The sequence below is a fragment of the Mesorhizobium sp. M0184 genome, from assembly GCF_040322215.1.
Classification (GTDB): Bacteria; Pseudomonadota; Alphaproteobacteria; order Rhizobiales; family Rhizobiaceae; genus Mesorhizobium.
In genome coordinates this window covers 100,861-123,470 of record NZ_JAMYSZ010000004.1, presented here as the reverse complement: position 1 = coordinate 123,470, position 22,610 = coordinate 100,861, and the positions used below count along the sequence as shown (strand labels likewise).

Annotated in this window: 23 protein-coding genes and 1 pseudogene; 13 read left to right on the top strand and 11 right to left on the bottom strand. The window is 63.7% G+C overall.

Features of this window, described 5'->3' with window-relative positions; all coding sequences use genetic code 11:
• Window positions 1–62: 62 nt before the first annotated feature.
• Window positions 63–995: a 5-dehydro-4-deoxyglucarate dehydratase gene (gene kdgD, locus NKJ23_RS07485; RefSeq protein WP_502902507.1), complete on the top strand. Its 933-nt coding sequence runs from the start codon at window positions 63–65 to the stop codon at window positions 993–995.
• Window positions 996–1,044: 49 nt separating this feature from the next.
• Here the strand turns inward: kdgD and NKJ23_RS07480 are convergent, their stop codons facing one another.
• Window positions 1,045–1,776, bottom strand: a complete 732-nt coding sequence (locus tag NKJ23_RS07480) for a FadR/GntR family transcriptional regulator (RefSeq protein WP_352679560.1) — start codon at window positions 1,774–1,776, stop codon at window positions 1,045–1,047.
• Window positions 1,777–1,934: 158 nt separating this feature from the next.
• Between NKJ23_RS07480 and NKJ23_RS07475 the strand changes: the two genes are divergently transcribed.
• Window positions 1,935–2,765 (top strand): NAD-dependent epimerase/dehydratase family protein, encoded by an 831-nt coding sequence (locus NKJ23_RS07475; protein ID WP_352679557.1) that lies wholly within the window; start codon window positions 1,935–1,937, stop codon window positions 2,763–2,765.
• 5 nt (window positions 2,766–2,770) lie between these two features.
• Here NKJ23_RS07475 and NKJ23_RS07470 read toward each other — a convergent pair whose 3' ends face one another.
• Entirely contained in the window at window positions 2,771–4,366 is a 1,596-nt protein-coding gene (locus NKJ23_RS07470) for a GMC family oxidoreductase (protein ID WP_352679554.1), read from the bottom strand.
• 214 nt (window positions 4,367–4,580) lie between these two features.
• On the opposite strand from NKJ23_RS07470, the gene NKJ23_RS07465 reads away from it, so the two are divergent.
• The 4 genes from NKJ23_RS07465 (at window position 4,581) to NKJ23_RS07450 (ending at window position 9,291) form a co-directional block, all read left to right on the top strand.
• Window positions 4,581–5,663, top strand: a complete 1,083-nt coding sequence (locus NKJ23_RS07465) for a sugar ABC transporter substrate-binding protein (RefSeq protein WP_352679552.1) — start codon at window positions 4,581–4,583, stop codon at window positions 5,661–5,663.
• Between the two features lie 158 nt (window positions 5,664–5,821).
• Window positions 5,822–6,805 carry an ABC transporter permease gene (locus tag NKJ23_RS07460; RefSeq protein WP_502902511.1) on the top strand — a complete coding sequence of 328 codons (984 nt, stop codon included), beginning with the start codon at window positions 5,822–5,824 and terminating at the stop codon, window positions 6,803–6,805.
• Window positions 6,806–6,810: 5 nt separating this feature from the next.
• Complete coding sequence (locus NKJ23_RS07455) at window positions 6,811–8,313, top strand: sugar ABC transporter ATP-binding protein (protein ID WP_352679548.1); 1,503 nt, start codon at window positions 6,811–6,813, stop codon at window positions 8,311–8,313.
• Window positions 8,314–8,322: 9 nt separating this feature from the next.
• Window positions 8,323–9,291, top strand: a complete 969-nt coding sequence (locus NKJ23_RS07450) for an ABC transporter permease (protein WP_352679545.1) — start codon at window positions 8,323–8,325, stop codon at window positions 9,289–9,291.
• Between the two features lie 86 nt (window positions 9,292–9,377).
• Here the strand turns inward: NKJ23_RS07450 and gloA are convergent, their stop codons facing one another.
• A complete protein-coding gene (gene gloA, locus NKJ23_RS07445; RefSeq protein WP_352679542.1) occupies window positions 9,378–9,791 on the bottom strand; it encodes a lactoylglutathione lyase in 414 nt (137 codons plus the stop codon).
• 161 nt (window positions 9,792–9,952) lie between these two features.
• On the opposite strand from gloA, the gene NKJ23_RS07440 reads away from it, so the two are divergent.
• Both NKJ23_RS07440 and NKJ23_RS07435 read left to right on the top strand, forming a co-directional pair.
• Window positions 9,953–11,395 carry an FAD-binding oxidoreductase gene (locus tag NKJ23_RS07440; RefSeq protein WP_352679539.1) on the top strand — a complete coding sequence of 481 codons (1,443 nt, stop codon included), beginning with the start codon at window positions 9,953–9,955 and terminating at the stop codon, window positions 11,393–11,395.
• Between the two features lie 3 nt (window positions 11,396–11,398).
• Window positions 11,399–12,184: a FadR/GntR family transcriptional regulator gene (locus NKJ23_RS07435; protein ID WP_352679536.1), complete on the top strand. Its 786-nt coding sequence runs from the start codon at window positions 11,399–11,401 to the stop codon at window positions 12,182–12,184.
• Window positions 12,185–12,200: 16 nt separating this feature from the next.
• Here the strand turns inward: NKJ23_RS07435 and NKJ23_RS07430 are convergent, their stop codons facing one another.
• The gene (locus NKJ23_RS07430) at window positions 12,201–13,118 is read right to left on the bottom strand and encodes an NAD(P)-dependent oxidoreductase (RefSeq protein WP_352679534.1); all 918 of its coding nucleotides are present in this window, start codon (window positions 13,116–13,118) and stop codon (window positions 12,201–12,203) included.
• Window positions 13,119–13,219: 101 nt separating this feature from the next.
• On the opposite strand from NKJ23_RS07430, the gene NKJ23_RS07425 reads away from it, so the two are divergent.
• Window positions 13,220–13,969 carry a FadR/GntR family transcriptional regulator gene (locus NKJ23_RS07425; protein WP_352679532.1) on the top strand — a complete coding sequence of 250 codons (750 nt, stop codon included), beginning with the start codon at window positions 13,220–13,222 and terminating at the stop codon, window positions 13,967–13,969.
• An 8-nt stretch (window positions 13,970–13,977) separates the two neighbouring features.
• Here NKJ23_RS07425 and NKJ23_RS07420 read toward each other — a convergent pair whose 3' ends face one another.
• From NKJ23_RS07420 to NKJ23_RS07400, 5 genes are all read right to left on the bottom strand, one after another.
• The gene (locus NKJ23_RS07420; RefSeq protein ID WP_352679530.1) at window positions 13,978–14,709 is read right to left on the bottom strand and encodes an ABC transporter ATP-binding protein; all 732 of its coding nucleotides are present in this window, start codon (window positions 14,707–14,709) and stop codon (window positions 13,978–13,980) included.
• Window positions 14,706–15,431, bottom strand: coding sequence for an ABC transporter ATP-binding protein (locus NKJ23_RS07415; RefSeq protein WP_352679528.1), 726 nt, complete (start codon window positions 15,429–15,431; stop codon window positions 14,706–14,708). Before NKJ23_RS07415 ends, NKJ23_RS07420 begins: the two co-directional genes overlap by 4 nt.
• The gene (locus NKJ23_RS07410) at window positions 15,428–16,480 is read right to left on the bottom strand and encodes a branched-chain amino acid ABC transporter permease (protein WP_352679526.1); all 1,053 of its coding nucleotides are present in this window, start codon (window positions 16,478–16,480) and stop codon (window positions 15,428–15,430) included. Before NKJ23_RS07410 ends, NKJ23_RS07415 begins: the two co-directional genes overlap by 4 nt.
• Window positions 16,477–17,358, bottom strand: coding sequence for a branched-chain amino acid ABC transporter permease (locus tag NKJ23_RS07405; protein WP_352579325.1), 882 nt, complete (start codon window positions 17,356–17,358; stop codon window positions 16,477–16,479). Before NKJ23_RS07405 ends, NKJ23_RS07410 begins: the two co-directional genes overlap by 4 nt.
• 97 nt (window positions 17,359–17,455) lie before the next feature.
• Window positions 17,456–18,670, bottom strand: a complete 1,215-nt coding sequence (locus tag NKJ23_RS07400; RefSeq protein ID WP_352679524.1) for an ABC transporter substrate-binding protein — start codon at window positions 18,668–18,670, stop codon at window positions 17,456–17,458.
• A 163-nt stretch (window positions 18,671–18,833) separates the two neighbouring features.
• Between NKJ23_RS07400 and NKJ23_RS07395 the strand changes: the two genes are divergently transcribed.
• Window positions 18,834–19,820 (top strand): aldo/keto reductase, encoded by a 987-nt coding sequence (locus NKJ23_RS07395; protein WP_352679521.1) that lies wholly within the window; start codon window positions 18,834–18,836, stop codon window positions 19,818–19,820.
• A 178-nt stretch (window positions 19,821–19,998) separates the two neighbouring features.
• On the opposite strand, the gene NKJ23_RS07390 is transcribed toward NKJ23_RS07395, so the two are convergent.
• Both NKJ23_RS07390 and NKJ23_RS07385 read right to left on the bottom strand, forming a co-directional pair.
• Window positions 19,999–20,178, bottom strand: a complete 180-nt coding sequence (locus NKJ23_RS07390; protein ID WP_352679518.1) for an SDR family NAD(P)-dependent oxidoreductase — start codon at window positions 20,176–20,178, stop codon at window positions 19,999–20,001.
• Between the two features lie 31 nt (window positions 20,179–20,209).
• A pseudogene (locus NKJ23_RS07385) lies at window positions 20,210–20,713 on the bottom strand (enolase C-terminal domain-like protein); the annotation flags it as partial.
• A gap of 332 nt (window positions 20,714–21,045) precedes the next feature.
• Between NKJ23_RS07385 and NKJ23_RS07380 the strand changes: the two are divergent.
• The 3 genes from NKJ23_RS07380 to NKJ23_RS07370 are packed head-to-tail and all read left to right on the top strand — an operon-like array spanning window position 21,046 to window position 22,566.
• Window positions 21,046–21,783, top strand: coding sequence for a hypothetical protein (locus tag NKJ23_RS07380; protein WP_352679515.1), 738 nt, complete (start codon window positions 21,046–21,048; stop codon window positions 21,781–21,783).
• Entirely contained in the window at window positions 21,680–22,075 is a 396-nt protein-coding gene (locus NKJ23_RS07375) for a phage holin family protein (RefSeq protein WP_352679513.1), read from the top strand. Before NKJ23_RS07380 ends, NKJ23_RS07375 begins: the two co-directional genes overlap by 104 nt.
• Window positions 22,072–22,566: a hypothetical protein gene (locus NKJ23_RS07370; RefSeq protein ID WP_352679510.1), complete on the top strand. Its 495-nt coding sequence runs from the start codon at window positions 22,072–22,074 to the stop codon at window positions 22,564–22,566. The genes NKJ23_RS07375 and NKJ23_RS07370 overlap by 4 nt, the downstream gene beginning before the upstream one ends.
• Window positions 22,567–22,610: the final 44 nt, after the last annotated feature.

Sequence of the window (22,610 nt, the reverse complement as noted above, 5' to 3'; positions counted from 1 at the left end):
AAAACCTTTGCCGGCCTGATCATCCAACCCGATTTGCCGACCCCATATACGGAGTACTTGTCTTGACGTTCTCACCCACCGAGTTGACCAAATCTCTTGGCCGCGGGCTGTTGTCCTTTCCGCTGACCTTTTTCGACGAAGCCTGCGCGTTCAACGAAGCGGGCTATCGCGCCCATGTCGCGCAGCAGGGCGCTGCCGGAGCGAGCGGGCTTTTCGCGGCCGGCGGCACGGGCGAATTCTTTTCGCTGACGCTCGATGAGTACAAGCGCGTCGTGAGGGCAGCGTCGGATGAAGTTCCCGATCACCTGCCGCTGCTGGCCGGCGTCGGCTACGGCACGCATATGGCGATGGAATTCGCCAAGGCCGCGGAGGCCAATGGCGCCGACGGCCTGCTGGTGCTGCCGCCCTATCTGGTCAAGTCCGAGCAGGAGGGCCTGCGCCGGCATCTGACCGCCATCTGCCGCTCGGTCGGCATCGGTGTGATCGCCTACAACAGGGACAATGCGGTGCTGACACCCGAGACCCTCGACCGGTTGGCGCAGGACTGCCCGAACCTGATCGGGCTCAAGGATGGCGTCGGCGACATCGAGCTTCTCACCGCCTTGCGCTATCGCATGGACGACCGCCTGATCTTCATCGGCGGCATGCCGACGGCCGAAGTCCATGCCAGTGCCGCCGCCGCCATCGGCATGACGACCTATTCGTCGGCGATCTACAATTTCGCGCCTGAGATGGCGCTGCGTTTCTTCAACGCCTTGCGCGCCGGGCGCACGGCGGAAGTCGGCGATCTCATCCGCACCTTCTTCCTGCCCTACCTCGCCATCCGCAACCGGCGTGCCGGCTATGCCGTCTCGATCGTCAAGGCGGGCGCGCGCATCGCGGGGATCGACTGTGGACCGGTCCGGTTGCCGCTTCTCGACCTGACGGCGGATGAGGAGCGGCAGCTTGCGGCGCTCATGCAGTCCTGCCGCATGCCCGTCGGAGAGTTGGCGTGAGATCGGATGGGCTGCGCAAACGGATCGAAGATCAGGTTTGACGCCAGTGTTACGACCTGACCGAACCGTCGACCATGCGGCGATAGCGCTCGCGGCCCGCCTCCAAATGTTCGCGCAAGGTGAAGCGGGCGGCTTCGACATTCTGCCGCTCGATGGCCTGATAGATGCGGCGGTGTTCCATCTGGACCTGCTCGAGATAGAGCCGCCGCTGCTCCGGCGTTTCGGCCCGCGGGCGGATCGACTGGCGCGGAATGATGACCGGTCCGAGAAAATGCATGAAGCGCTCGAAATAGGGATTGCCGGTTGCCGAGGCGATCGCCCGGTGAAAGGCAAAATCCGGCTCGATGGCGCTGTCGCCGGCGGCGATAGACGCATCGATGGCATCGAGACAATCGCGCATGCGGGCAAGGTCGTCGTCGCTGCGCTTCTCGGCGGCGATGCCGGCGGCTTCGAGTTCCACCGCGAGCCGCAGCTGCAGCACGTTCTGGACTTCCGTCAGCGAGTGAAGCTCGTCGGAGACGATGCGAAAAGTGGTGTTGGCCTCATGGTCGGCGATGAACACGCCCGACCCCTGACGGCTGACCACAAGCCCTTCCGAGCGCAGCGAAGCCATGGCCTCGCGTATCACCGTGCGGCTGACCCCGAATTGCGCGATCAGTTCCTGCTCGGTCGGCAACTTCTCGCCGCTGGTCAGATGGCCGGCGCGTATTTCGCGCGCAAACCAGTCGGCCACTTGCGCCGTGCGGCTGATCTGCGGGGGAAGGCCAAAGGAACGTTTCATCGCCACCAAGCAATAAACGAACCGCTGTTCTTGGCAACTAATTATTTATATGGTGATATGATGACATTTACGAGGCGCTCGGCGCGCAAAATCTCCATTCGCCTTGCCAGGCCGGCTCGAACATGTCTCCCGATTTTCCGACCATGAAAGGACAGGGATTGGCTCTCCCCGACAGACCGGTGCTGTTGACCGGAGCCTCCGGCACGATTGGACGCCTGCTTTCGGCGAGGCTGGCGGCGCTCGGCTGGACCTTGCGGCTCACCGATGTCGTGCCCCTGCCGATCCCGCTCCCGCGCAACGCAAGTTTCGACATTGTCGATCTCGAGGACCAGCAGGCGGTGAACGATCTCGCCCGGGGATGCGGTCTGATCCTGCATTTCGGCGGCATATCCACCGAACAATCCTTCGAGACGGTGCTCGGCCCCAACCTGCGCGGCAGCTTCCATATCTACGAGGCGGCGCGCAGCCAGAAGGCGCGCGTGGTTTTTCCTTCCTCGGTGCACGCCGTCGGCCTCTATGAGCGGACAGAGATCCTCGACCAGGACTGCCTGTTGCGGCCGGACGGCTATTACGGCCTGTCGAAGGCCTATGGCGAGATGCTGGCGCGGCTGTATTGGGACAAGCACGCGGTCGAAAGCGTGCTGATCCGCATCGGCTCGGTGCTGCCGGAGGTTCCGGACGAAAGGATCCTGTCGACCTGGATATCGCATGACGATTTTATCAGGCTGATCGAGCGTTGCGCCGGGGCCGAGCATGTCGACTGCTCGGTCATCTGGGGGCAGTCCAACAACAGCCGCGGCTTCTGGCGGCACGATGCCCGCCACAAGATCGGCTGGGCGCCGCTCGACAGTTCCGACAGCCAGGCCGAGCGCGTTCGCGGCAAGGTGACGGACAATCCGGTCGTGGAGCGATACCAGGGCGGCAAGTTCATCGTTATCGACTATAGCCGCGCCGACTTCCCGCCGCGCTCGATGTTCCCTGACGAATGAGCTCGCTACACCGGCAACAGGCCCCGCCCGGCGATCATATCGGCTGCCTTTTCAGCGATCATGATGACGGCGGCGTTGGTGTTTGACGACACGATGCGTGGCATCACCGAGCTGTCGCAGACGCGCAGGCCTTGAAGCCCGCGCACGCGAAGCTCGGGATCGACGACGCTCTGCGCATCGCCGCCCATTCGGCAGGAGCCGACCGGATGGTAGGCGCTGCGGCCATGCTCGCGGGCGAAGGCTTCGAGTGCCGCGCGTCCCTTGATTGCCGTGCCCGGAAGGTGCTCCCGACTGATGTATTTTGCAAAGGCCGGCTGAGACAGGATCTCGCGGCTGATCTCGATGCCATCGACGGCGCGCTCCAGGTCGTAGGGTTCGGCGAAAGGGTTGGGATCGATGACCGGAGCATCGCGCGGATCGGCTGATCTGAGCGTGACGCTGCCGCGCGAGCGGGGGCGGACATGGTAGGAATTCAGCGTGCAGCCATTGCCACCAGGGACCGAGCCGATGCCCTCCTCGACACCGGCACCGGGCAGGAAATGAAACTGGATGTCCGGGGTTTTCTCCGTGCGGTCGCCCCACCAGAAACCGCCGGCTTCGACGATGTTGGACGCCACCGGCCCCTTGCCGAACAGCGCATATTCCAAGCCGGCGACCGCCTGCCAGCGCTTTTTCTTATAGCGGTCGATACCGTGCGGCCCGTTGAGTTCGGCGACGACGTCGATATCCATGTGATCGTGCAGGTTCTGGCCAACGCCAGGCAGATCGTGGATCACCTTGATACCGTGCGTGCCAAGATGCGCGGCCGGGCCGATGCCCGACAGCATAAGCAGTTTGGGCGAGCCGATGGCGCCGGCGGTGATGATCACCTCGCGCTCGGCGCGCAGCAGTTCCGCACGGCCATTGACGATGATCTCGACGCCGACGGCGTGCCCATTTTCGACAACGATGCGGCTGACCGTTGCGTCAGTGCGCAGCGTCAGGTTCTTGCGGCTCATCGAGGGCTTGAGGTACGCGACGGCAGTGCTGCTGCGGCGGCCGTTGCGCGTCGTCGTCTGGTAAAGCCCCGCCCCTTCCTGCTGACCGGCGTTGAAGTCGGCGCGATACGGAAGACCGGCCTGCTGCGCCGCCCTGACGAAAACCCGTGTCAGCGGATGCGGCGTGCCACTCGAAACGCCGAGCGGCCCTTCGGTGCCGTGATGTGGGCCGGCGAAAGTGTCGTTGCCTTCGGAGCGCCGGAAATACGGCAGCACGTCGGCATAGCTCCAGCCGGCGCAACCCTCCTCAGTCGCCCAGTCGTCATAGTCTTGCGGGCAGCCGCGCGTGAACACCTGCGCGTTGATCGAGGAGCCGCCACCGAGAACGCGTGCTTGCGGATAGACCATGGCGCGGCCGTCGATCGCCTTGCCGGGCGCCGTTTCGTAACCCCAGATCAGTGGCCCCGACGTCATCTTGAAGAAGCCGACCGGCAGATGGATGTAGCGATCCGTGTCGGGTGGACCGGCCTCGAGCAGCACGACCGACAGGTCGGGATTCTCGCTGAGCCTGGCGGCAAGGATGCAGCCAGCCGAGCCACCGCCGACGATGATGTAATCCGGCATTCTTCCTCCGATGCCACGGCCGAAAATCCCGCCCGGCTCACATGCGCGTGACGATCTCAAGTCGCTTGTGTCGCGTCAAGAGAAAGGGTATGGTTATCGTGTTGAAGGGTTGTCGTACAAGTAGAGGAACTTGACAATCCCTCGATCGGAGGCCCGGCCGCGTCCCCGCGCATGCAGCCGGGCGGGAAACAGATTTCAATCGGGAGGTTTGATAATGAAGGACAGGAAGAGTTTGACGCTTTCCGGCACAGTCAGTCGCCGGACACTGATGCTGGGCGCCACGGCCGGAGTGGCCGCACTTGCCATGCCAAGGGTCCTGCGCGCACAGGAAAAGCCGACGCTGGTGACGTCGATCCGCTCGCTATCTAATCCCTACCATGCGGTGTGGAAAACCGGCGCCGAGGCCTATGCCAAATGGGCCGGACTCGAGCATGTTACGCTGGTTTCGGAAGGCAACAGCGAGAAGGGCATCGCCGACATCAAGGCCATGCTTGCCAAGACCGGCGGCAACATGGTGCTCAATTCCGACCCCAACGATACGCCGGACGCGCGCCCCATCGTCGAGGCCTGCGCCAAGGCCGGCGCCTATGTGGTGACGCAATGGAACAAGCCGCCGGATCTGCACCCCAAGGACTTCAACCCGAACTACGTTTCCCACATCGAGTTCGACGGCATCTCGAGTGGCAAGACCATCGCCGAGATCCTGTTCAAGACGATCGGCGGCAAGGGTGGCATCGTCGCACTCGGCGGCTTGATCTCGACCACCGCGGCGATCGAACGCAAGAAGGGTCTCGACGCGGCGCTCGCCGCCAATCCCGACATCAAGCTGCTCGACTTCCAGGTCGCCAACTGGAAATCGACCGAAGCCTTCGACCTGATGGGCAATCTGCTCACCCGCTTCGGCGACGACATCAAGGGCATCTGGGCCGCCAATGACGATATGGGCTCCGGCGCACTCGAAGCGCTGCGCGCCGAAAACCTTGCCGGCAAGGTGCCGATCGTCGGTGTCGACGGCATCAAGACGGCGGTGGACGCAGTGCGCACGGGCGAGTTTGCCTGCACCGTCACCTCGGATCCGTTCTGGCAGGGTGGCATGGGGCTAGCCATCGGCTACAACGCCAAGATCGGCAAGTTCGATCCGGTCAAGGAGCCGCCGGAGCACCGCGAATTCTACGGCAAGGCGGTGCTGATCTCGCACGACAATGTCGAGGAGTATTACAAGACCAACGTCGATGCGAAGCCCGAGATCGACTGGAACGACCTGTGGGGTCGGGTGACCGGAGCCATCCGTACCTGATCGCCGGAGCGGGCTGCTTACTCCCTGGCGGCCCGCTCCCTTTTACAGACGCCATTGCATCAGCATCGGCGACTGTCATGACGCAGACGGGAAGCGGTTTCTTGACAATCGATACAGAACCCCTGAAGTCCGTTTCGGACATCGAGCGGACGACGCTTATGACACTGATCCCCGGCCGCATCGCCGGCCTGTTCGGCGGCAGGCGCTGGCGCAGCCTGGCGCCGCTGGCGGTGCTGATCGTGCTATGCGTGCTGATCGCCATTGCCAATCCCAATTTCATCGAATTGCGCAACCTCGTGCGCGTCGCCAATTCGGCCGCCGTGCCGCTAACGCTGGCCATGGGGCTGACCTTCATCATCCTGATGGGCAGCATCGACCTGTCGGTCGAGGGCACGCTGTCGGTAGCGGCGATGGTGGTGGTGCTGCTCGCCGCCAATGACGGCAACGGCAATGACTACGGCTGGTGGGCGGTGCTCGCTGCGGTGGCTGCCGGAACGGCGATGGGCCTTGTCAGTGGTCTGGTGCAGACTATGCTGAGGATCCCGTCCTTCATGGCCACGCTTGGCATGTGGTTCATCGGTCTCGGTTTGTCGGTCTATATGCTCGGCGGCTCGGCGATCCGCCTCAACGACGCCTCGATCCGCGATCTGGCGCTGACCCGTTTCCTTGGGCTGCCGCTGGCGGTGTGGGTCGCCACCGGAGCGTTCCTGCTCGCCGCCGTCATCCAGTATCACACCAAGCTCGGGCGCCACATCCTGGCGATCGGCGGTGACGAGGACGTGGCCAAGCTCTCCGGTGTCAACGTGGTGCGCGTGCGCATCACGGCCTTCGCGCTGGCTGGCTTCTTCTTCGGCATAGCCGGCGTGCTTGCCGCGGCTCAACTCGGCCAGTCGCATGCCGTCATCGGCGACGGCAGGCTGTTTGCCGCGGTCACCGCCGTCGTCGTCGGCGGCACGGCTTTGACCGGCGGCGAGGGCGGCGTCGTCAACACGCTGATCGGCGTGCTGATCGTCACCGTGCTTGCCAACGGCATGATCCTGCTCGGCATCTCGCCCTTCATCCAGCAGACGGTGCAGGGACTGATGATCATCGCCGCTGTGGCGCTGTCGCTCGATCGCGTCCGCCTCAAAATAGTGAAGTGAGCGCCATGTTGAGCGCATCCGGCATCATCAAGACTTTTCCCGGCGTCCACGCTCTGCGCGACGTCTCGATCGAGGTTCGGCCGAACGAAGTGGTTGGGCTGATCGGCGAGAACGGCGCCGGCAAGTCGACGCTTATGCGGGTGCTGGCCGGCACCTACCGGCCGGATGGCGGCACCCTCACGCTCGACGGCGAGCAACTTAAGCTGCGCAATGCCCGCGACGCCGCAAGGCACGGCATCGGCATGGTGTTCCAGGAACAATCGCTGGTGCTCAACCTGACGGTGGCCGAAAACATCTATCTCGGCCAGGAAGACCGCTTCACGCGCTTCGGCATCGTCAACTGGCGCGGCTTGAATACAGCAGCGCGCCGCCAGCTCGGCAAGATCGGCATAGACATCGATGTCACCGCGCGCACCTCCGAACTCACCTTCGCCGCGCGCCAGATGGTCGAGCTGGCCAAGGCGCTGACGCTAGAGGAAATGGTCGAGCGGCCGCTGCTGATCCTGCTCGACGAGCCGACTTCGGTGCTCAATGCCGCCGACATCAAGGTGCTGTTCGCGCGCGTCCGTTCGCTCAAATCCCGCGCCAGCTTCGTCTTCGTCTCGCACCGTCTCGACGAGGTGCTGGCGATCTCCGACCGCGTCTACACGATGAAGGATGGCGCGGTGGTCGCCGAACACCGCACTGCCGAGGTCACCGCGCCGGAGCTGCACGAGATCATGGTCGGACGCGGGCTGCAGGCCGAATACTACCGCGAGGCCCGCCAGCAGGCGCCGCGCGAGGAGACAATGGTCGAAACCAGGCGGCTTGGCGTCGCCGGCGCCTACCATGGCGTGGACCTCAGGATCAGGGCCGGCGAGATCGTCGGCATCGCTGGCGTCGTCGGTTCCGGCCGCGAGGAAGTCACCCGCACGGTCGGCGGCTTCCTTCAGCACAGCGCAGGCGAAATTATAATCGCCGGCGACGCCGTGCATTTCGGCTCGCCGGAGCCGGCCGTGCGCAAGGGCATCGGCTATGTGCCGCGCGAACGGCGGCTCGAGGGCCTGGTGATGTTCCTGTCTATCGCAGAAAACATCTCGCTCGCCGACCTGTCGAGTGTCATGCGCCACGGCGCGATCGACTACGGCAAGGAGCGCCGGCTTGCCGCCGACTGGATCAAGCGGCTGCGCATCAAGGCGCCAGGCCCCGATGCGGCCTGCCGCAAGCTCAGCGGCGGCAATCAGCAGAAGGTGGTGCTGGCACGCTGGATGACGGCGGGCTCGCGCATCCTGGTGCTCGACCATCCGACCCGCGGCCTCGATGTCGGCGCCAAGGAGGAGGTCTATGAATTGATCCGCGATCTTTCCGGACAGGGCGTGGCGATCCTGCTGATCTCCGACACGCTGGAGGAAACGATCGGTCTGTCGCACCAGGTGCTGGTGATGCGCGACGGCGAGATCACCGCGCGCTTCGACGCCAGTCCCGGCAACAAGCCGGACCAGGTCGAACTGTTGCGGGCGATGGTGTGAGGCCGGCCTATGAAAGAGATATTTTCCCTGCAAAGATTCCTCGACAGCAAATGGACACATGGCGCCATTCCGCTGGTGTTGCTTGTCGCCTTGCTGCTGATCATCGAGATCGCCGCACCCGGCTTTCTCACCGGCGAAACCGTGGCCTTGCTGTTCGCCAACACCGCCGTGCTGTTCATCCTGGCGACCGGCGTCACCTTCGCCATCCTGCTCGGCGGCATCGACCTGTCGATCCAGGCGGTCGCCTCGCTGGCGAGCGTGATCCTGGCGCAGTTGCTGCCCTCGCTCGGCCTCGCCGCCTTTCCGGTGGCGATCCTGTCCGGTCTCGCCTTCGGGGTGTTGAGCGGTATCGTCCACGTCAAGCTGCGCGTCCCGTCTTTCGTGGCGACGCTCGCCACCGGTGGCGTGGTGACAGGCATTGCGCTCTGGGTTTCCGACGGCCGCGCCATCACCATCGAGGAAGGCGGCCGCGAAAACACCGCCTGGATCAACGCCACGATCGCCGGCCTGCCGGTGGTGGTGCTGATTTCGGCGGTGATCGGCATCGCCGGCTTTCTCGCCTTGCGCTATACGCGCTTTGGCCGCCAGGCGATCGCAGTCGGCGCCGGCGAACCTGCTGCCTGGGCGGCAGGCATCAATGTCGACCGCACCAAGATCATCGCTTTTGCGGCTTCGGGCATGCTGGCCGCCGTCGCCGGCGTCGTGCTGGCGGCAAGGCTGTCGAGTGGCTCGCCGGTTCTCGCCAATCAGTTGCTGCTGCCGGCCATTGCCGCCGTCATCGTCGGCGGCACCGCCATCACCGGCGGACTGGGTGGTGTCGCCCGCACGGCGGTCGGCGCACTGATCATTTCGATCGTGCGCATCGGCATGACCTTCATCGGCGTCAACATTTTCCTGGAAAACATGGTGTTCGGCGCGGTCCTGATCGCCGCCGTCGCCATCACCATCGACCGCAGCAAGATCGCGGTCATCAAGTGACAGAGCCATCCGCACCGCCTCCCAAGCAAGCGCGGACAGGACGGGACCGCATCGGCACAAAGCCGATGCGGTCCCGCCTGAAGCCCCTACATCGTGTCGAGGCCGATCAGTTCGATCTTGTAGCCATCCGGGTCTTCAACGAAGGCGATGTGGGTCGTGCCATGCTGCATCGGCCCGGGCTTGCGCGGGATCTTGGCACCACGCTTTTCGAGCTCGGCGCAGACGCCGTAGATGTCGTTGACGCCGAGCGCCAGATGGCCAAAGCCGGTGCCGATCTCGTAGGGCTCCTCGCGGCCCCAGTTCAGCGTCAGCTCAACGACCGCCTCCTTGTCCTCCGGACCATAGCCGACGAAGGCGTTGGTAAACTTGCCGCCCGGATAGTCGTCCCGGCGCAGCAAGGTCATGCCGAGCACTTCGGTGTAGAAGGCAATCGACCTGTCGAGGTCGAGCACCCTGATCATGGTATGCATGTAGCGGAAGCGGCCTGGGGCGTCGCTCATGGGGAAAGTCCTCCGAATTCGGTGATTTGCTGGTCTGACCATCCACATCAAACGGCTGGTTGGGAAACGGCGCCGCTTGATGTTCTAAATCAGGGTTGTATGATAACACGACAAGAACGGTGGTTGTCCAGTCGTTTCCGCAGAGAGTCCAGAGCCAGGTCATGAATGTCGTGCAGCCCACCTCCGCATCGCTGATAGCAGCCCTTGCCGGCGTGTTGCCGAATGGCGGGTTGCTGACTAACGAGGAAGATCTGGCGCGCTATAGCCGCGACTGGTCGGGCGACCATTTCGGCCGCCCGCTGGCGGTGGCGCGCCCGGCCTCGGTCGCGGAGATGTCGGCGCTGATGCGGCGCTGCCACGAGGAGCGTATCCCTGTCGTGCCACAGGGCGGCCTGACCGGCCTCGTCGGCGCGGCGGTGGCGGCAGACAGCGGCGAAGTGGTGATCTCGCTGGAGCGCCTGAACACAATCCGCTCCGTCAACCCGATCGATTTCGCCATGGTGGTTGAGGCCGGTTGCATCCTTGAGGACGCCAAGCGTGCCGCCGAAGCGCATGATTGCCTGCTGCCGATCACCTTCGGGGCGCAAGGGAGCTGCCGCATCGGCGGCAACGTCGCCACCAATGCCGGCGGCTTCAACGTGCTACGCTACGGCATGACGCGCGACCTTGTGCTTGGCCTGGAAGTTGTGCTGGCCGACGGTCGGGTGTGGAATGGACTGAAGGTGCTGCGCAAAGACAATCGCGGCTACGACCTCAAGCAGGTCTTCATCGGCAGCGAAGGCACGCTCGGCATCGTCACCGCCGCGGCGCTAAAACTCTATCCTAAGCCGACGCAGATCGAGACGGCGTTGGTCGGGCTGCGCTCGGTCGAGGACGCCATGGCGCTCTATGCACGGGCACGGCGCGACTGCAGCGACCTTTTGACCGCCTTCGAATTGATCCTGCGCCGTGGCATCGAGATCACCATGCGCGAGGCTGCGGATTTTCGGGAGCCATTGACCAGAGCCTACCCGGCCTATGTGCTGATCGAAGTTTCCGCCGGCGGATTGATCGACTTGTCCGCCATGCTTCTGGATTTTCTCGCCGGCGTTACCGATCTCGTCGAGGACGGCGTGGTGGCCTCGACCAGAGCCCAGGGCGATCGGCTGTGGCGCTACCGCGAGATCATGGTCGAGCGGCAGGGCCGCGGCGGCCGCTATCTGCGCACCGACGTTTCGGTGCCGATCTCGAAACTCGCTGATTTCGTTACCGACGCACTGGCGGCGCTGGAGCAAGCGCGGCCGGACGCATTCGCCGTCACCTACGGCCATGTCGGCGACGGCAACATCCATCTCAACGTCGTGCCGCCGGAAGGCATGGCACCCGAGGCCGTCGAGCAGCTGTTCGAAGAGGCCGAAGCCCATATCTTCGCAGTAGTCGACCGCTATGGCGGCTCGATCAGCGCCGAACACGGGATCGGCCGGGTCAAGCAGAAGGCCTTCCTCGAACGCATGGACCCGGTGGCGCTCGATCTGGCGGCAGGCATCAAGGAAGCCTTCGATCCGCACCACATCCTGAGCAACGGGCGCATTCTGGCGTCCAAATCCGCCGTCGACTATAGGTGAGCGATGACGCTGAAGCTCGACAAGGTCAATCGCGGACCACACCTCTCCACTCTGGTCGCCAGTTCCATCTCGCGCGAGATCGCACAGGGGCGCCTGAAGCCCGGCGATCAGCTGCCAACCGAGCAGGCGCTGGCCACCACTTTCGGGGTCAGCCGCAACGTCGTGCGTGAGGCGATCGCGCGGCTGCGCTCGGAAGGCCGCATCTGGTCTCAGCAGGGGCGCGGCGCCTTCGTCGTCGAAGCCGGCAACGCGACCGTGCTCACCATCGACTACGAAGCGCTGCAACGTGCCGACTCTTTCCGCAGCCTGTTCGAACTGCGCGGCATCCTCGAGGTGCAGGCCGCCGCACTTGCCGCAACACGGCATACAGCCGCCGACCTCGCAGCGATGGGCGAAGCGTTGGCCGGCATGCGTGCAGCGCCCTATGGCAGCGTCGCCTGGCTGCGCAGCGACCTTGAATTCCACCGCACCGTCGCCGAGGCGACGCGCAACAGCTACATGGGCCAGTTTCTGGTCTTCGTTTCAGAGCGCGTTCGCGAAAGCATCCTCGCCGCCGGCAACCAGCAGAAATCCGACGACATGGCGCGCATCACGCTGGGCGAGCACGAGCGCATCTTCGCCGCCATCCGCGCTGGCGATGTCGAGGCGGCACAAACGGCCATGCATGACCATCTGGCGGGAGCCGCTTTGCGCGTCGGGCTGCATGACAGTGATGCGGTCGCCGAGGTGACACTTCAGTTGCCACAGGCGAGGCGAAAGAAGGCCACTCGCGGGCAAGCCATCGGGTAACGGGCTTCGCTCCACATCAGTTCGTTTTGGGCTCAACCAGCGAGACCCCGTTCAGGCCGGCGATGATATCGGAAAGCGCCGGCACGAATTTTTCGCCATGACCGGTGGTGACTGCGGTGGCGAAGCCGTTGCGCACCGCAGCACCAATCGGATTGGCGACGCCGGCAGCCTGCGCAAAGGAAGCAAGATAGGTCATGTCCTTGAGCGCATTGGCGATGGCAAAACGCTGTGCGTTCTCGTTGCGGTTCAGCACGAAGTCGAAGAAGGCCTGGTAGAAGCCGCAGTCCATGCGGCTGCCCGAGATGACGCTGTTGAAGACCTGCGGCGTCAGGCCGGCCTTTGCGCCGAGCGTCAGCGCCTCCGAATAGATCGCCGAGTACCCCATCGAGATGAAATTGTTGAGCAGCTTCATGGTGTGGCCGCTGCCGGTCGGTCCGGTGTGCACGATGCGCGCGGCAAAGGCTTCGAGCACCGGCCGCGCCCGCGCGACGGCTTCTGCCGAGCCGCCGACCATGACGTCGAGCTTGCCCTCGGCTGCTTCCTTGGGTGTACGCGCCAGCGGCGCATCGATCAGCGTCAAGCCTTGAGCGGCGAGTTCGGCCGCCAGCGCTGTCGTCAACGACGGGTTGGAGGTCGAGCAGTCGATGATCAGCAGCGGTCTGCCGGCCGTAGCCAGCCCGTCCGGTCCCTTCACCAGCGCTTCCACCTCGCGCGAACCGGTGACGCAAAGGACGACGACGTCGCTCGCGGCGGCAAGCTTGTGCAGGCTTTCTGCCTCTGTGGCGCCGGCCGCGACGAACCGGTCGGCCGCATCGCGGCTGCGATGCGCCCAGACCGTCAGAGGCCAGCCTTTGGCCAGAAGATTGGCAGCCATGCCGGCGCCCATGCTGCCCAGTCCGATGAAGCCTATGCGTTCCTTCATGTTTTTCTCCAATTGTGCCGCATGCCGGGCAGCAGCTGCATTTCCTCACCTTGCGGCGAGAACGTGTCGATGCAATCCTTGCCGGAGAATCGGACCGGAGGCTGCATCCCCCGATGGCGGATCACGAGACCATGCTTTTCGACGCCATACCGCAAGCGCCTAATCTGAGGAGCGGGCTCGTCAACACACTGATCGCGCAGATCGAAGCCGGCGACCTTGCGCCGGGTCAGAGGCTGCCGACCGAGCAGGAGATCGTCGCTGCGACCGGCGTGAGCCGCACCGTCGTGCGCGAGGCGCTGGCTGCGTTGCGCGCCCGGGGGCTTATCACCACCCGCCAGGGTCTGGGTGCTTTCGTCACCAAGGATCCCCTGCCCCGGACCTTTTCCATCCTGCCGGACGATCTTGAATCGATCGACGAGGTGTTGCGTGTGCTCGAACTGCGCATGGGCATCGAGGTGGAAGCGACCGGCCTTGCCGCCGAGCGGCGCAGCGACGCAGCACTTGAGCAGATGAGCTCCCGGCTTGACGCGCTTGAAGCCGCGGTCCGCGCCGGCGAGTCGGGCTCGGAAGAGGATTTCGGCTTTCACCGCGCCATTCTCGCCGCGACGCGTAACGCCAATTTCACCCGGCTGTTCGACACCTTTGGCAGCGCCATGATCCCGCGCCAGTGGACCCGGCTCGATCGCATGACCGTTCCCGAACGGGAAAAATACCTCGCCCGCATGCAGCGCGAGCATCGAGCCATTCTCGCCGCCATCGAAGCCAGGGACGTGAATGCGGCGCGCCGTGCCATGCGCAGCCACCTGACCAAGAGCTATGCCCGTTTCGCGACCTTGCGCGACAAGGCCGAACGCGGCGACTGAGCCCTTGCTCATATCGCTGTTCCCGCCACGCCGCCGAGGTAGAGATCCCGCATCAGCGACATGTCGCGCAATTCCGCGATCGGCCCCGAGACGACGATGCGGCCGTTCTGCATCAGGTAGCCGCGCGAGGCGACCGACAGCGCCAGACCGGCATTCTGCTCGACCAGCAGCACCGAGGCGCCAAAACGCTCGCCGACGTCGAGGATGATCGCCTTGATCTCCTTGACCAGCAGCGGCGACAGGCCGAGCGACGGCTCGTCGAGCAGGAGAACGCGCGGCCGCGCCATCAGGCCGCGCGCGATCGCCAGCATCTGCTGCTGGCCACCGCTCAGCGAGCCGCCCTTGTCGCGCCGCTTGGTGGCGAGGATCGGAAAGAAGGCCAGCATCGTAGCGAAGTCGGCTTCGATGGCATCATCGTCACGGCGTGAATAGGCGCCGAGGCGGAGATTTTCCCCGACCGTCATGTCGACGAATATTTTTCGTCCCTCCGGCACCAGCACGACGCCACGGGTTGCCATGATATCGGCGGGCAGGCCGGTAACGTCGCCGCCGTCGAAAACGATGTTGCCGGCGCGCGGCCTGACCAGCCCGGCGATCGCCTTCAGCAGTGTCGACTTGCCGGCGCCGTTGGGCCCGAGGATTGTGACGATCTCGCTTTTGGCCAAAGTCAGCGAGACACCCCGGTTGACGATGGTCGGGCCATAGCCGGTGACAACATCGGAAATGGCGAGCAGGCTCACAGGTCGCCTCCCAGATAGACTTCCAGGACCTTGGGATCGGCAAGCACCGTCTCGGTCGTTCCGTCGGCGATCTTGGAGCCGAAGTCGAGCACGGCAAGGCGCCGGCACAGCATCTGCATCAGCTTCATGTCGTGGTCGATGACGCAGACGGTGATGCCATGGCCTGGCAGTTGGCGCACAAGCCCGACAAGAGCAGTGGTTTCGCGGTCGTTGAGCCCCGCGGCCGGCTCGTCGAGCAGCAGCAGCGTCGGCTGCGCGGCGAGTGCCAGCGCCAGGCCGAGCAGGCGCAGGCTGCCGAACGGCAGCACGCCGGCCTTTTCATCCGCTAGCGCTGTCAGACCGACGAAATCGAGCAGCGCCTGCGGCTTCGGCCAGGGGGTGTTGGCGCTTGCTCGGGCTCGCACATGCTCGCCGGCGATCTGCACATTCTCCAGCACGCCGAGGCCGGCGAAAGCCATCGCCTGCTGGAAGGTGTAGCCGATGCCTGCCCGCGAAATGGCGTGCGGCGCCGAACCGGTGATGTCGCGCCCGCGAAACGACACGCTGCCAGCGCTGGGCTTATGGACGCCAGTGACGACGTTGAACAAAGTCGTCTTGCCCGAGCCGTTCGGGCCGACCACGCCGAGGATTTCGCCTTCCGTGATGGAGAGGTCGACGCCGGCGAGCGCGGTGACGCCGCCGAACTGCTTGCTCAAGGCGCGGATCTCCAGGATCGGGCTCATCGCCGCGCCTCGGAGGGACTGCCGCCGGCACTGTTTTCCAGTTCCTGCCGCTCTTTCGGCCTCGCCAAAAGGACTTTGCGCACGGCCGCGGCGATGCCGGCGATCAGTCCGTCGGGCAGAAGCAGAATGACGGCGATCAGGCAGACGCCGTAGACGATGCGCGACTGGACCGGATCGAGATTGAGAACTTCCGGCAGGAAGGCGACCAGGATGCCGCCGGCGAGAGGACCTGCGATCAGACGGGCGCCGCCGATCATCACCATCAGCGCCAGATAGATGCTCGGAAAGGACGCAAACTGCGTCGGCGAGATGTGGCCGAGGAAATAGGCCAGCAGCACACCGGAGATGCCGGCAAAGACACCGCTGACGACGAAAGCGCCGATCTTGTGCCGGCCGACATTGATGCCGAGCGAAGCCGCAAGTTTCTCGTTCTCCCGGATAGCACGCAACGTGCGGCCATAGGACGAGTTGATGATCGCCCAGCTCGCCACCGCCGCGACAGTCACGAAAGCCACCACCATCAAATAGTAGCGCGTCAGGTCGCTCATGTCGGCGCCGAACAGGGTGACCGGACCAGCAAGGTCGAGCCCCGTCGCCGCACCCGTATAGTCGCCGCCATTGGTGAGCACGATGGCGAGCAACTGCCCGAAGGCGAAAGTCATGATGACGAAGTGATGGCCGCCGACGCGCAGCGACGGAATGCCGACAATCATCGCGAATACGGCGCTCGCAAGGGCGGCCGCCGGCAGCGTTGCCCAAAAGCCGACGCCGAAATCGCGCGCCAGGATCGCCGCTGCATAGGCGCCGACGCCGACCAATGCCGCGTGGCCCATCGACAGGATGCCGGTCTGGCCGAACAGCACCGACAGCCCGTAAAGGGCGATCACATTGGTGCCGGCCGAGATCGCCAGCGACAGGAAGCGGTTGCTCGGCGAGAACAGCGGCACAAGCGCGATCAGCGCCAGGATGACCAGCACCGGAGGCAGGGACCGCATTGCCTTGAAGGCGGGGGCCGCGCGACCACCGTGGAACTCCTGGCCTGCGTTCATGACGCCATCCTGGGTCCGCTGGTGCCGCCGAACAGGCCGTGCGGGCGAACGATCAGCACCAGGATCATCAGGGCGAAGGAATAGGCGTCGGTCCATTGCGAGAAGCCGTAGCCGGCGCTGAAGCCTTCGACGATGCCGAGGATGAGACCGGCGGCGACGGCGCCGTAGATGTTGCCGAGCCCGCCGATCAGCGCAACGGCGAACCCCTTCATCACCATGGCGCCACCGGTGAACGGCGTGATCGGAAACAGCGCGATCAGCAATGCGCCGCCAAGCCCGGCAAGCGCACTGCCGAGCACGAACACGCCGGAGATGTAGCGGCGCACCGGAATGCCCATCAGGGCCGCGGTGTCGCGGTCCTCCACGCTGGCCCGCAACGCCCGGCCGTAGCGGCTTGCCGTGATCATCCGGAAGCTGAGCGCCACCACGGCGATGGTGATCAGGATGACCATGACGCGCACGGACGCGATACGCACGCCGCCGACGTCCCAGACGGTGGTCAGCGGGCGCGGGATGCTCTTCTGGTTGGGGTTCCAGAACAGCACGACGACGTGCTGCAGGACGACGATGAGGCCGAGCGAAACGATGAAGCCATTGGTCGGCCGCTCAAGCGTGAAGCGGAAAAGGCCGCGCTCGAGAATGTAGCCCATCAGCCCGACCGCCAGGATCGCCAACACCACCGCAAGCGGAAAGCCGAGGCCGGCGCTGACGGCAAGCCAGGTGACGATGCCGCCGATCATCAGGAATTCGCCATGAGCGAAGTTGATGATGCCGGTCAGGCCGAAGATCAGGGTCACGCCAATGGCGATGAGTGTGATCACGCTGGCGATGGAAAGGCCGTTGAGGATCTGTTGGATAAAGATATCCACGGCTGACATCCGCTGTTGATGGAGGCGGGCGATCAAGACCTGCCTGTATTCAAGAAGGATGAGTTGGCAACGGGTGACGCCGCCAACTCAGGGATCAGTTCCCAGATCAGCTCTTCGGGGCTTCAGCCGGCGGCTGCTGCATGGAGCAGGAGATGGCGCCGCCAGGTGCCGCGGCGCAGACCTCGGTGGCATGGGTGACCTGATGGGTTGGATTGAAAATCAGGTCATCCGAGACCACGCCCTGATGGTGCAGCGTCAGCAACGCTTCGACCGTCTTGTCCGGATCGAAGCTGCCGGCTTTCTCCCATGCTTCGGCGAGGAAATGCACATAGTCGTGGTAGAGCAGCGACACCGACGAGGTCACGCCGTGCGGCGCGCCGGCGGCGAAGTAAGCGTCGAAATAGGCCTTGGCTTTCGGGTTGGACGACTCGCCCCAGCAGACCGGCACGCAGCTCATTGCCACCGGCACATCGGCCGTCAGCGCCTTTTCCTTCCATATGCCGGGGTCGACGCCGAACAGGAAATAGCTCTTGGCGGCACCCAGTTCGAGCGCCTGCGGCAGCGCCGTCAGCGTTGAATCGCCATTGTACCAGAAGTGGATGATATCCGGATTGAGGCTCTTGGCGCGGGTCAGGAAGGGCGAGAAGTCGGTCGTATCTGGCGGATAGAAGATGATGTCGGGAACGTCTTGGCCCTCGGCTTTCAGCGCCTTGTAGTAATAGGACGACAGGAACTGGCCGGTGGCGTCGTTGCCGACGATCATGACCGATTTCTTTGGCTTAAAACCGAGCAGTGGTTCAAGCAAGGTCAACACGCCCCGCGCGGTCGATCCGGACCGCTGGAATTCCTGCGGCTCGGACTGGAAGAGATAGTGATCCTCTCCGCCCGGCTTGACGGAGTCGGGTGTCAGGATTTTCGCCAGTGTCGAATTGCCGGCGAAATGAATGATCTTGGCCGGCTGCGTGATCTTGGCCATCGCCAGCGTGAAGTCATGCGTCTCCGATCCGAAGATCGCCTGCACCTTCACGTCGCGAACCAGTTCCTGGGTGGCGGCGATGGCGGTGGCGATATCGGTGCGGTCATCGCGTTTGACCATTTCCAGCTTGTAGGTCTTGCCGCCGACCTTGATGCCGCCGGCGTCGTTGATCTGCTTGACGGCAAGCCCGACGCCCGCGGGCAAAGTGTGACCGGCGGAAACGAACGAGCCCGATTCCGCCGCGACGACGCCAATCTTGACGATGTTGTCCTCGGCGAACGCAGGATGGGCAAGCGCGCTAAGGCAAAGTGCCGCCGACGCGCTCATTTTCAGAACGGTTTTCAACTTGAGATCCTCCCGACTCCAAATCTTTGCAGTCTTACCGGGTTGTCATACAACCCTGTTATCTGGTAAATCTAACGAACGCGGATGTCAATCGCGTCATCATTCGATTAAGTACCGCGAGCAGGATGCGAATCGGCTTGCTAGCCGGAACGAGGGACAGGACATGCAGTCACGGAAATTCGGCCGCACTGGCCGCAAGGTCAGCGAGATCGGCTTTGGTTCATGGGCGATCGGCGCCGCCTGGGGCGAGGTCAATGACGACGACGCAGTGGCCGCTCTGCACGCCGCCCTCGATGCCGGCGTGACCTTCATCGACACCGCCGATGTCTATGGCGACGGCCGCTCCGAGAAACTCATCGCCAGGGTGATGAGGGAACGCGGCGGGGAGCGGCCATTCATTGCCACCAAGGCCGGAAAGCGGCTGCCGACGCAGACGGTCGAAGGCTTTACGCAAGAGAACCTGACCGACTGGATTGACCGCAGCCTCAGATATCTCGAGGCCGACACGCTCGATCTCGTGCAACTGCATTGCCCGCTGACCGACCTCTATTATCACCCGGAAGTGTTCGAGCGGCTCGACCGCCTCGTTGAGCAAGGCAAGATCCGCAACTACGGCGTCAGCGTCGAGCGCGTCGAAGAGGCGCTGAAGGCGATGGAATATCCAGGCGTCGTCAGCGTCCAGATCATCTTCAACGCCTTCCGCCAGCGCCCTGCCGAACAGTTCTTCGACCTGGCCAAGAATAACGATGTCGCCATCATCGCCCGCGTACCGCTGGCCAGCGGGTTGCTGTCGGGAAAATTCAAGGCCGAGACCAAATTCGAGGACAATGACCACCGCAAATTCAACCGCAACGGCGAGGCCTTCGACGTCGGTGAAACCTTCTCGGGTGTGCCCTATGAGGTCGGGCTGGCGGCGGTCGAGCGCATCCGGCCGCTGGTTTCTGATGGCACGACGATGGCAAAATTTGCGCTGCGCTGGATCCTAATGTTCGACGCGGTCACGGTGGTTATTCCCGGCGCGCGCAACCCGGCTCAGGCCCGCTCCAATGCCGAGGCCGCGGCACTGCCGCCGCTCTCCGGCGAGGTCATGGAGGAGATCCGTACTGTCTACGACCAGGATATCAAGCCCTACGTGCATCAACGCTGGTGATCAAAGTTGAAGGCCAGCCTCCATAGTTCCCGATCCCGAATCAGGGGAGCGGATAGTCGTCGCGTTCAGTACCCATCCCTGCTTTTGCGGGAAATCGAGTCTGGGGGAGAGAAGACGTCGACCAGTTGATTGAGGCCAGCGTCAACAGTTCGCGTGGTGTGGACAGCTGACGGCGGGATCACGGCGACCGAGGGTGCCCATCGTCGGTGAACTGTTTGGCGACGACGAGTGTATCGTCCGCGTGACCGACTACGGCAACGTTGGCGCCTCGCTCGGCTAGCAGCCGGGCCGTGGCCAAGCCAATGCCGGAACTTCCCCCGAGTACAGAGGCCGTTCGGCCCTCGAACTCGCGCTCCACTGGTAGAAGCTCCTCATCCTTCCCTCCGGCACTAGCAGGACTGACCGAATGCCGCCACCGCCTGGTCGGTCAGCGTGCAACCTGCCCCAGGCATCTGCGGCCGGACATAGTGGCCGTCCTCGACCTTGATGGGCTCGACAAAACAGTCCTTGATCCAGGGGATGTATTCCAGCATCGAGGTCGCCGGATGCCAGTATGAAAGGTGAACATGCACCTGCCCCATGTCGCCGACGTGAGCGACGACCGGCAGGCGGTGCGAGTGGGCGTTGTGCGCAACCTGGATGTACTCGGTGATACCCGCGATGCGCGTGACGTCAGGCTGCACGTATTGCACCGCGCCGGCGTCGATGAAGGTGTTGAACGCGTCGGCGGTATAGAGCTGCTCGCCAAGAGCCACGGGGATCGACGTCGATCGCGCAAGCGCGGCATGGGACCCCACATCATCATACCACATGGGTTCCTCGAACCAGAACACGTCGAGCGGCTCGGCCTGAGCGCAGAACCGCTGACAGGTGGGCAGATCCCATTTGCCGGACCTGAGGTGCTGATGATCGCGCGGCCTGCGATCGACTGGTGAAGACAAGCCGTGGCAGCTGCCGCGGCTTGCCGATCACGGCCCTCACAGAGGCATTGCGGACGGCGCGAGAAAACTTCTTTGTGACGGCGTTTCGCAGGGGCGAAGCAGGCCTCAGAACGGTTAGGCAGCGCTTACCAAAAAAGATGTCGCCGGAAGGGAACTCAGGAAGCCCAGGCAAGTTCTGTGCGAAGTGGAGGAGATTGCGCCATGAACAGTGTCATTTATCTCATCGGCCTTGTCGTCGTCGTGCTTGCGATCCTCTCCTTCCTCGGATTCCACTAGGAGACACCATGCAGCACCAAAACGATCAGGGCCGTCAGACGGCCGATTTCGAGACAGCCAAAAGCGAGCTTTCGGAAAGATTACAACGAGAAAAGCAGACCGCGACCGAGGCGCTACATGACGCTCGCGACGAGGTCACTCGGAAAGCCAGCGATTACGCTTCGGAAGCCAAGCAAGCGTTGTTCGACAAGGCAGAGGGAACACAACGCGACGTCAGCGCCAACTTGAAGGCCTTAAGCGGTGCATTGCGCGCGGCAAGCGAGCATCTGGCCAATAATGATCAACGGACCGCTTCAAAGTTCGCCCTCGATGCCGCAGGCGGGCTTGAGCGGCTTTCATCCTCATTAAAGGATAAGCCGTTCGATGAGGTGCTTGGCGAAATCCAGTCCTTCGGCCGTGAAAACTCCGGGGCGCTGATCGCTGGCTCGGTATTGGCTGGCTTGGCGTTAGGACGGTTCATCAAGAGCTCGCCGCCATCTGCTTCGATCGGGACCCCGGATCAGTCGGGAGCAGGCCGGGCGTCCGAGACGGGTTCGAGCTCGAATGAGTTCGGATGGCGATCGGCAGAGCCAGTTGAGCCTACGTTATCCCGCTCGATCAGTCCGGCGATGACTGGGCCGATGCAAGTCTGGAGCAAAACCCATGACCGACAATCAGGACACTCGCAGCCTGACAACCCTTGTTGGCGATCTGGCACAGCAGGTTACAACTCTGCTTCAAACCGAAAGCAGGCTGTTGCGGGCTGAAATGTCGGAAAAGGTGAGCAAGGCCGGCGCCGGCGCCGTGGAGGTGGTAGGAGGCGCCATTTGCCTGCTCGCCGCCCTGATGGTGCTTTTGCAGGCGCTGGTGATTGCCTTGGCGAGCGCCGGATTGGGAGCCGGATGGTCTTCGCTGCTGGTCGGCGTCGTGGTGGCGATGCTGGGCGTCATACTCTTGCGCTCCGGCAAAGCAAGCATGGCTCCTTCCGAACTCACGCCCGACCGCACACAAGACCAGCTTAAGCGTGATGCACGCGTGATCAAGGAACAGATAAGATGACCGAAAAATCCGCAGCCGAGTTGGAACGCGATGCTGATATCGCCCGCGCCAGAGTCGCAGATACCGCAGACTCGATCCGCAGCAAGATGACACCGGGTCAACTGATCGACGAATTCACCGGAATATTCAGCGGTGAGGGATCCGCTATGCTCACCAACCTCAAGACTCAGGTCAGGGACAATCCGTTGCCGCTTACCTTGGTCGGCGCCGGCCTGGCCTGGCTGATGCTCGGCAAGGGCACGTCCGTGGACAGTTCAGCACTAGGTGACTATCAGACCCGCAGAGAACCTGACCCCGCCAGGGATTTCTCCGACCGGCGCAACTTGGGCGGCGAGGGATGGCAGGGTCGAGCGGCGACGAGTACGGTGCCGAGAGCGAAGATTCCGGAATCGGCACCACGCTCTCCGATGCCGCTGGTTCGGTTGCTTCCGTTGCAGGCGGCGCCGCTGAAGCTGTGGCAGACCTTGCGGATAACGCCAGAGAAGGAGTGAGAAGCACGGCAGGACAGCTCGGCTCAGCCGCCAGTGATGTGGCC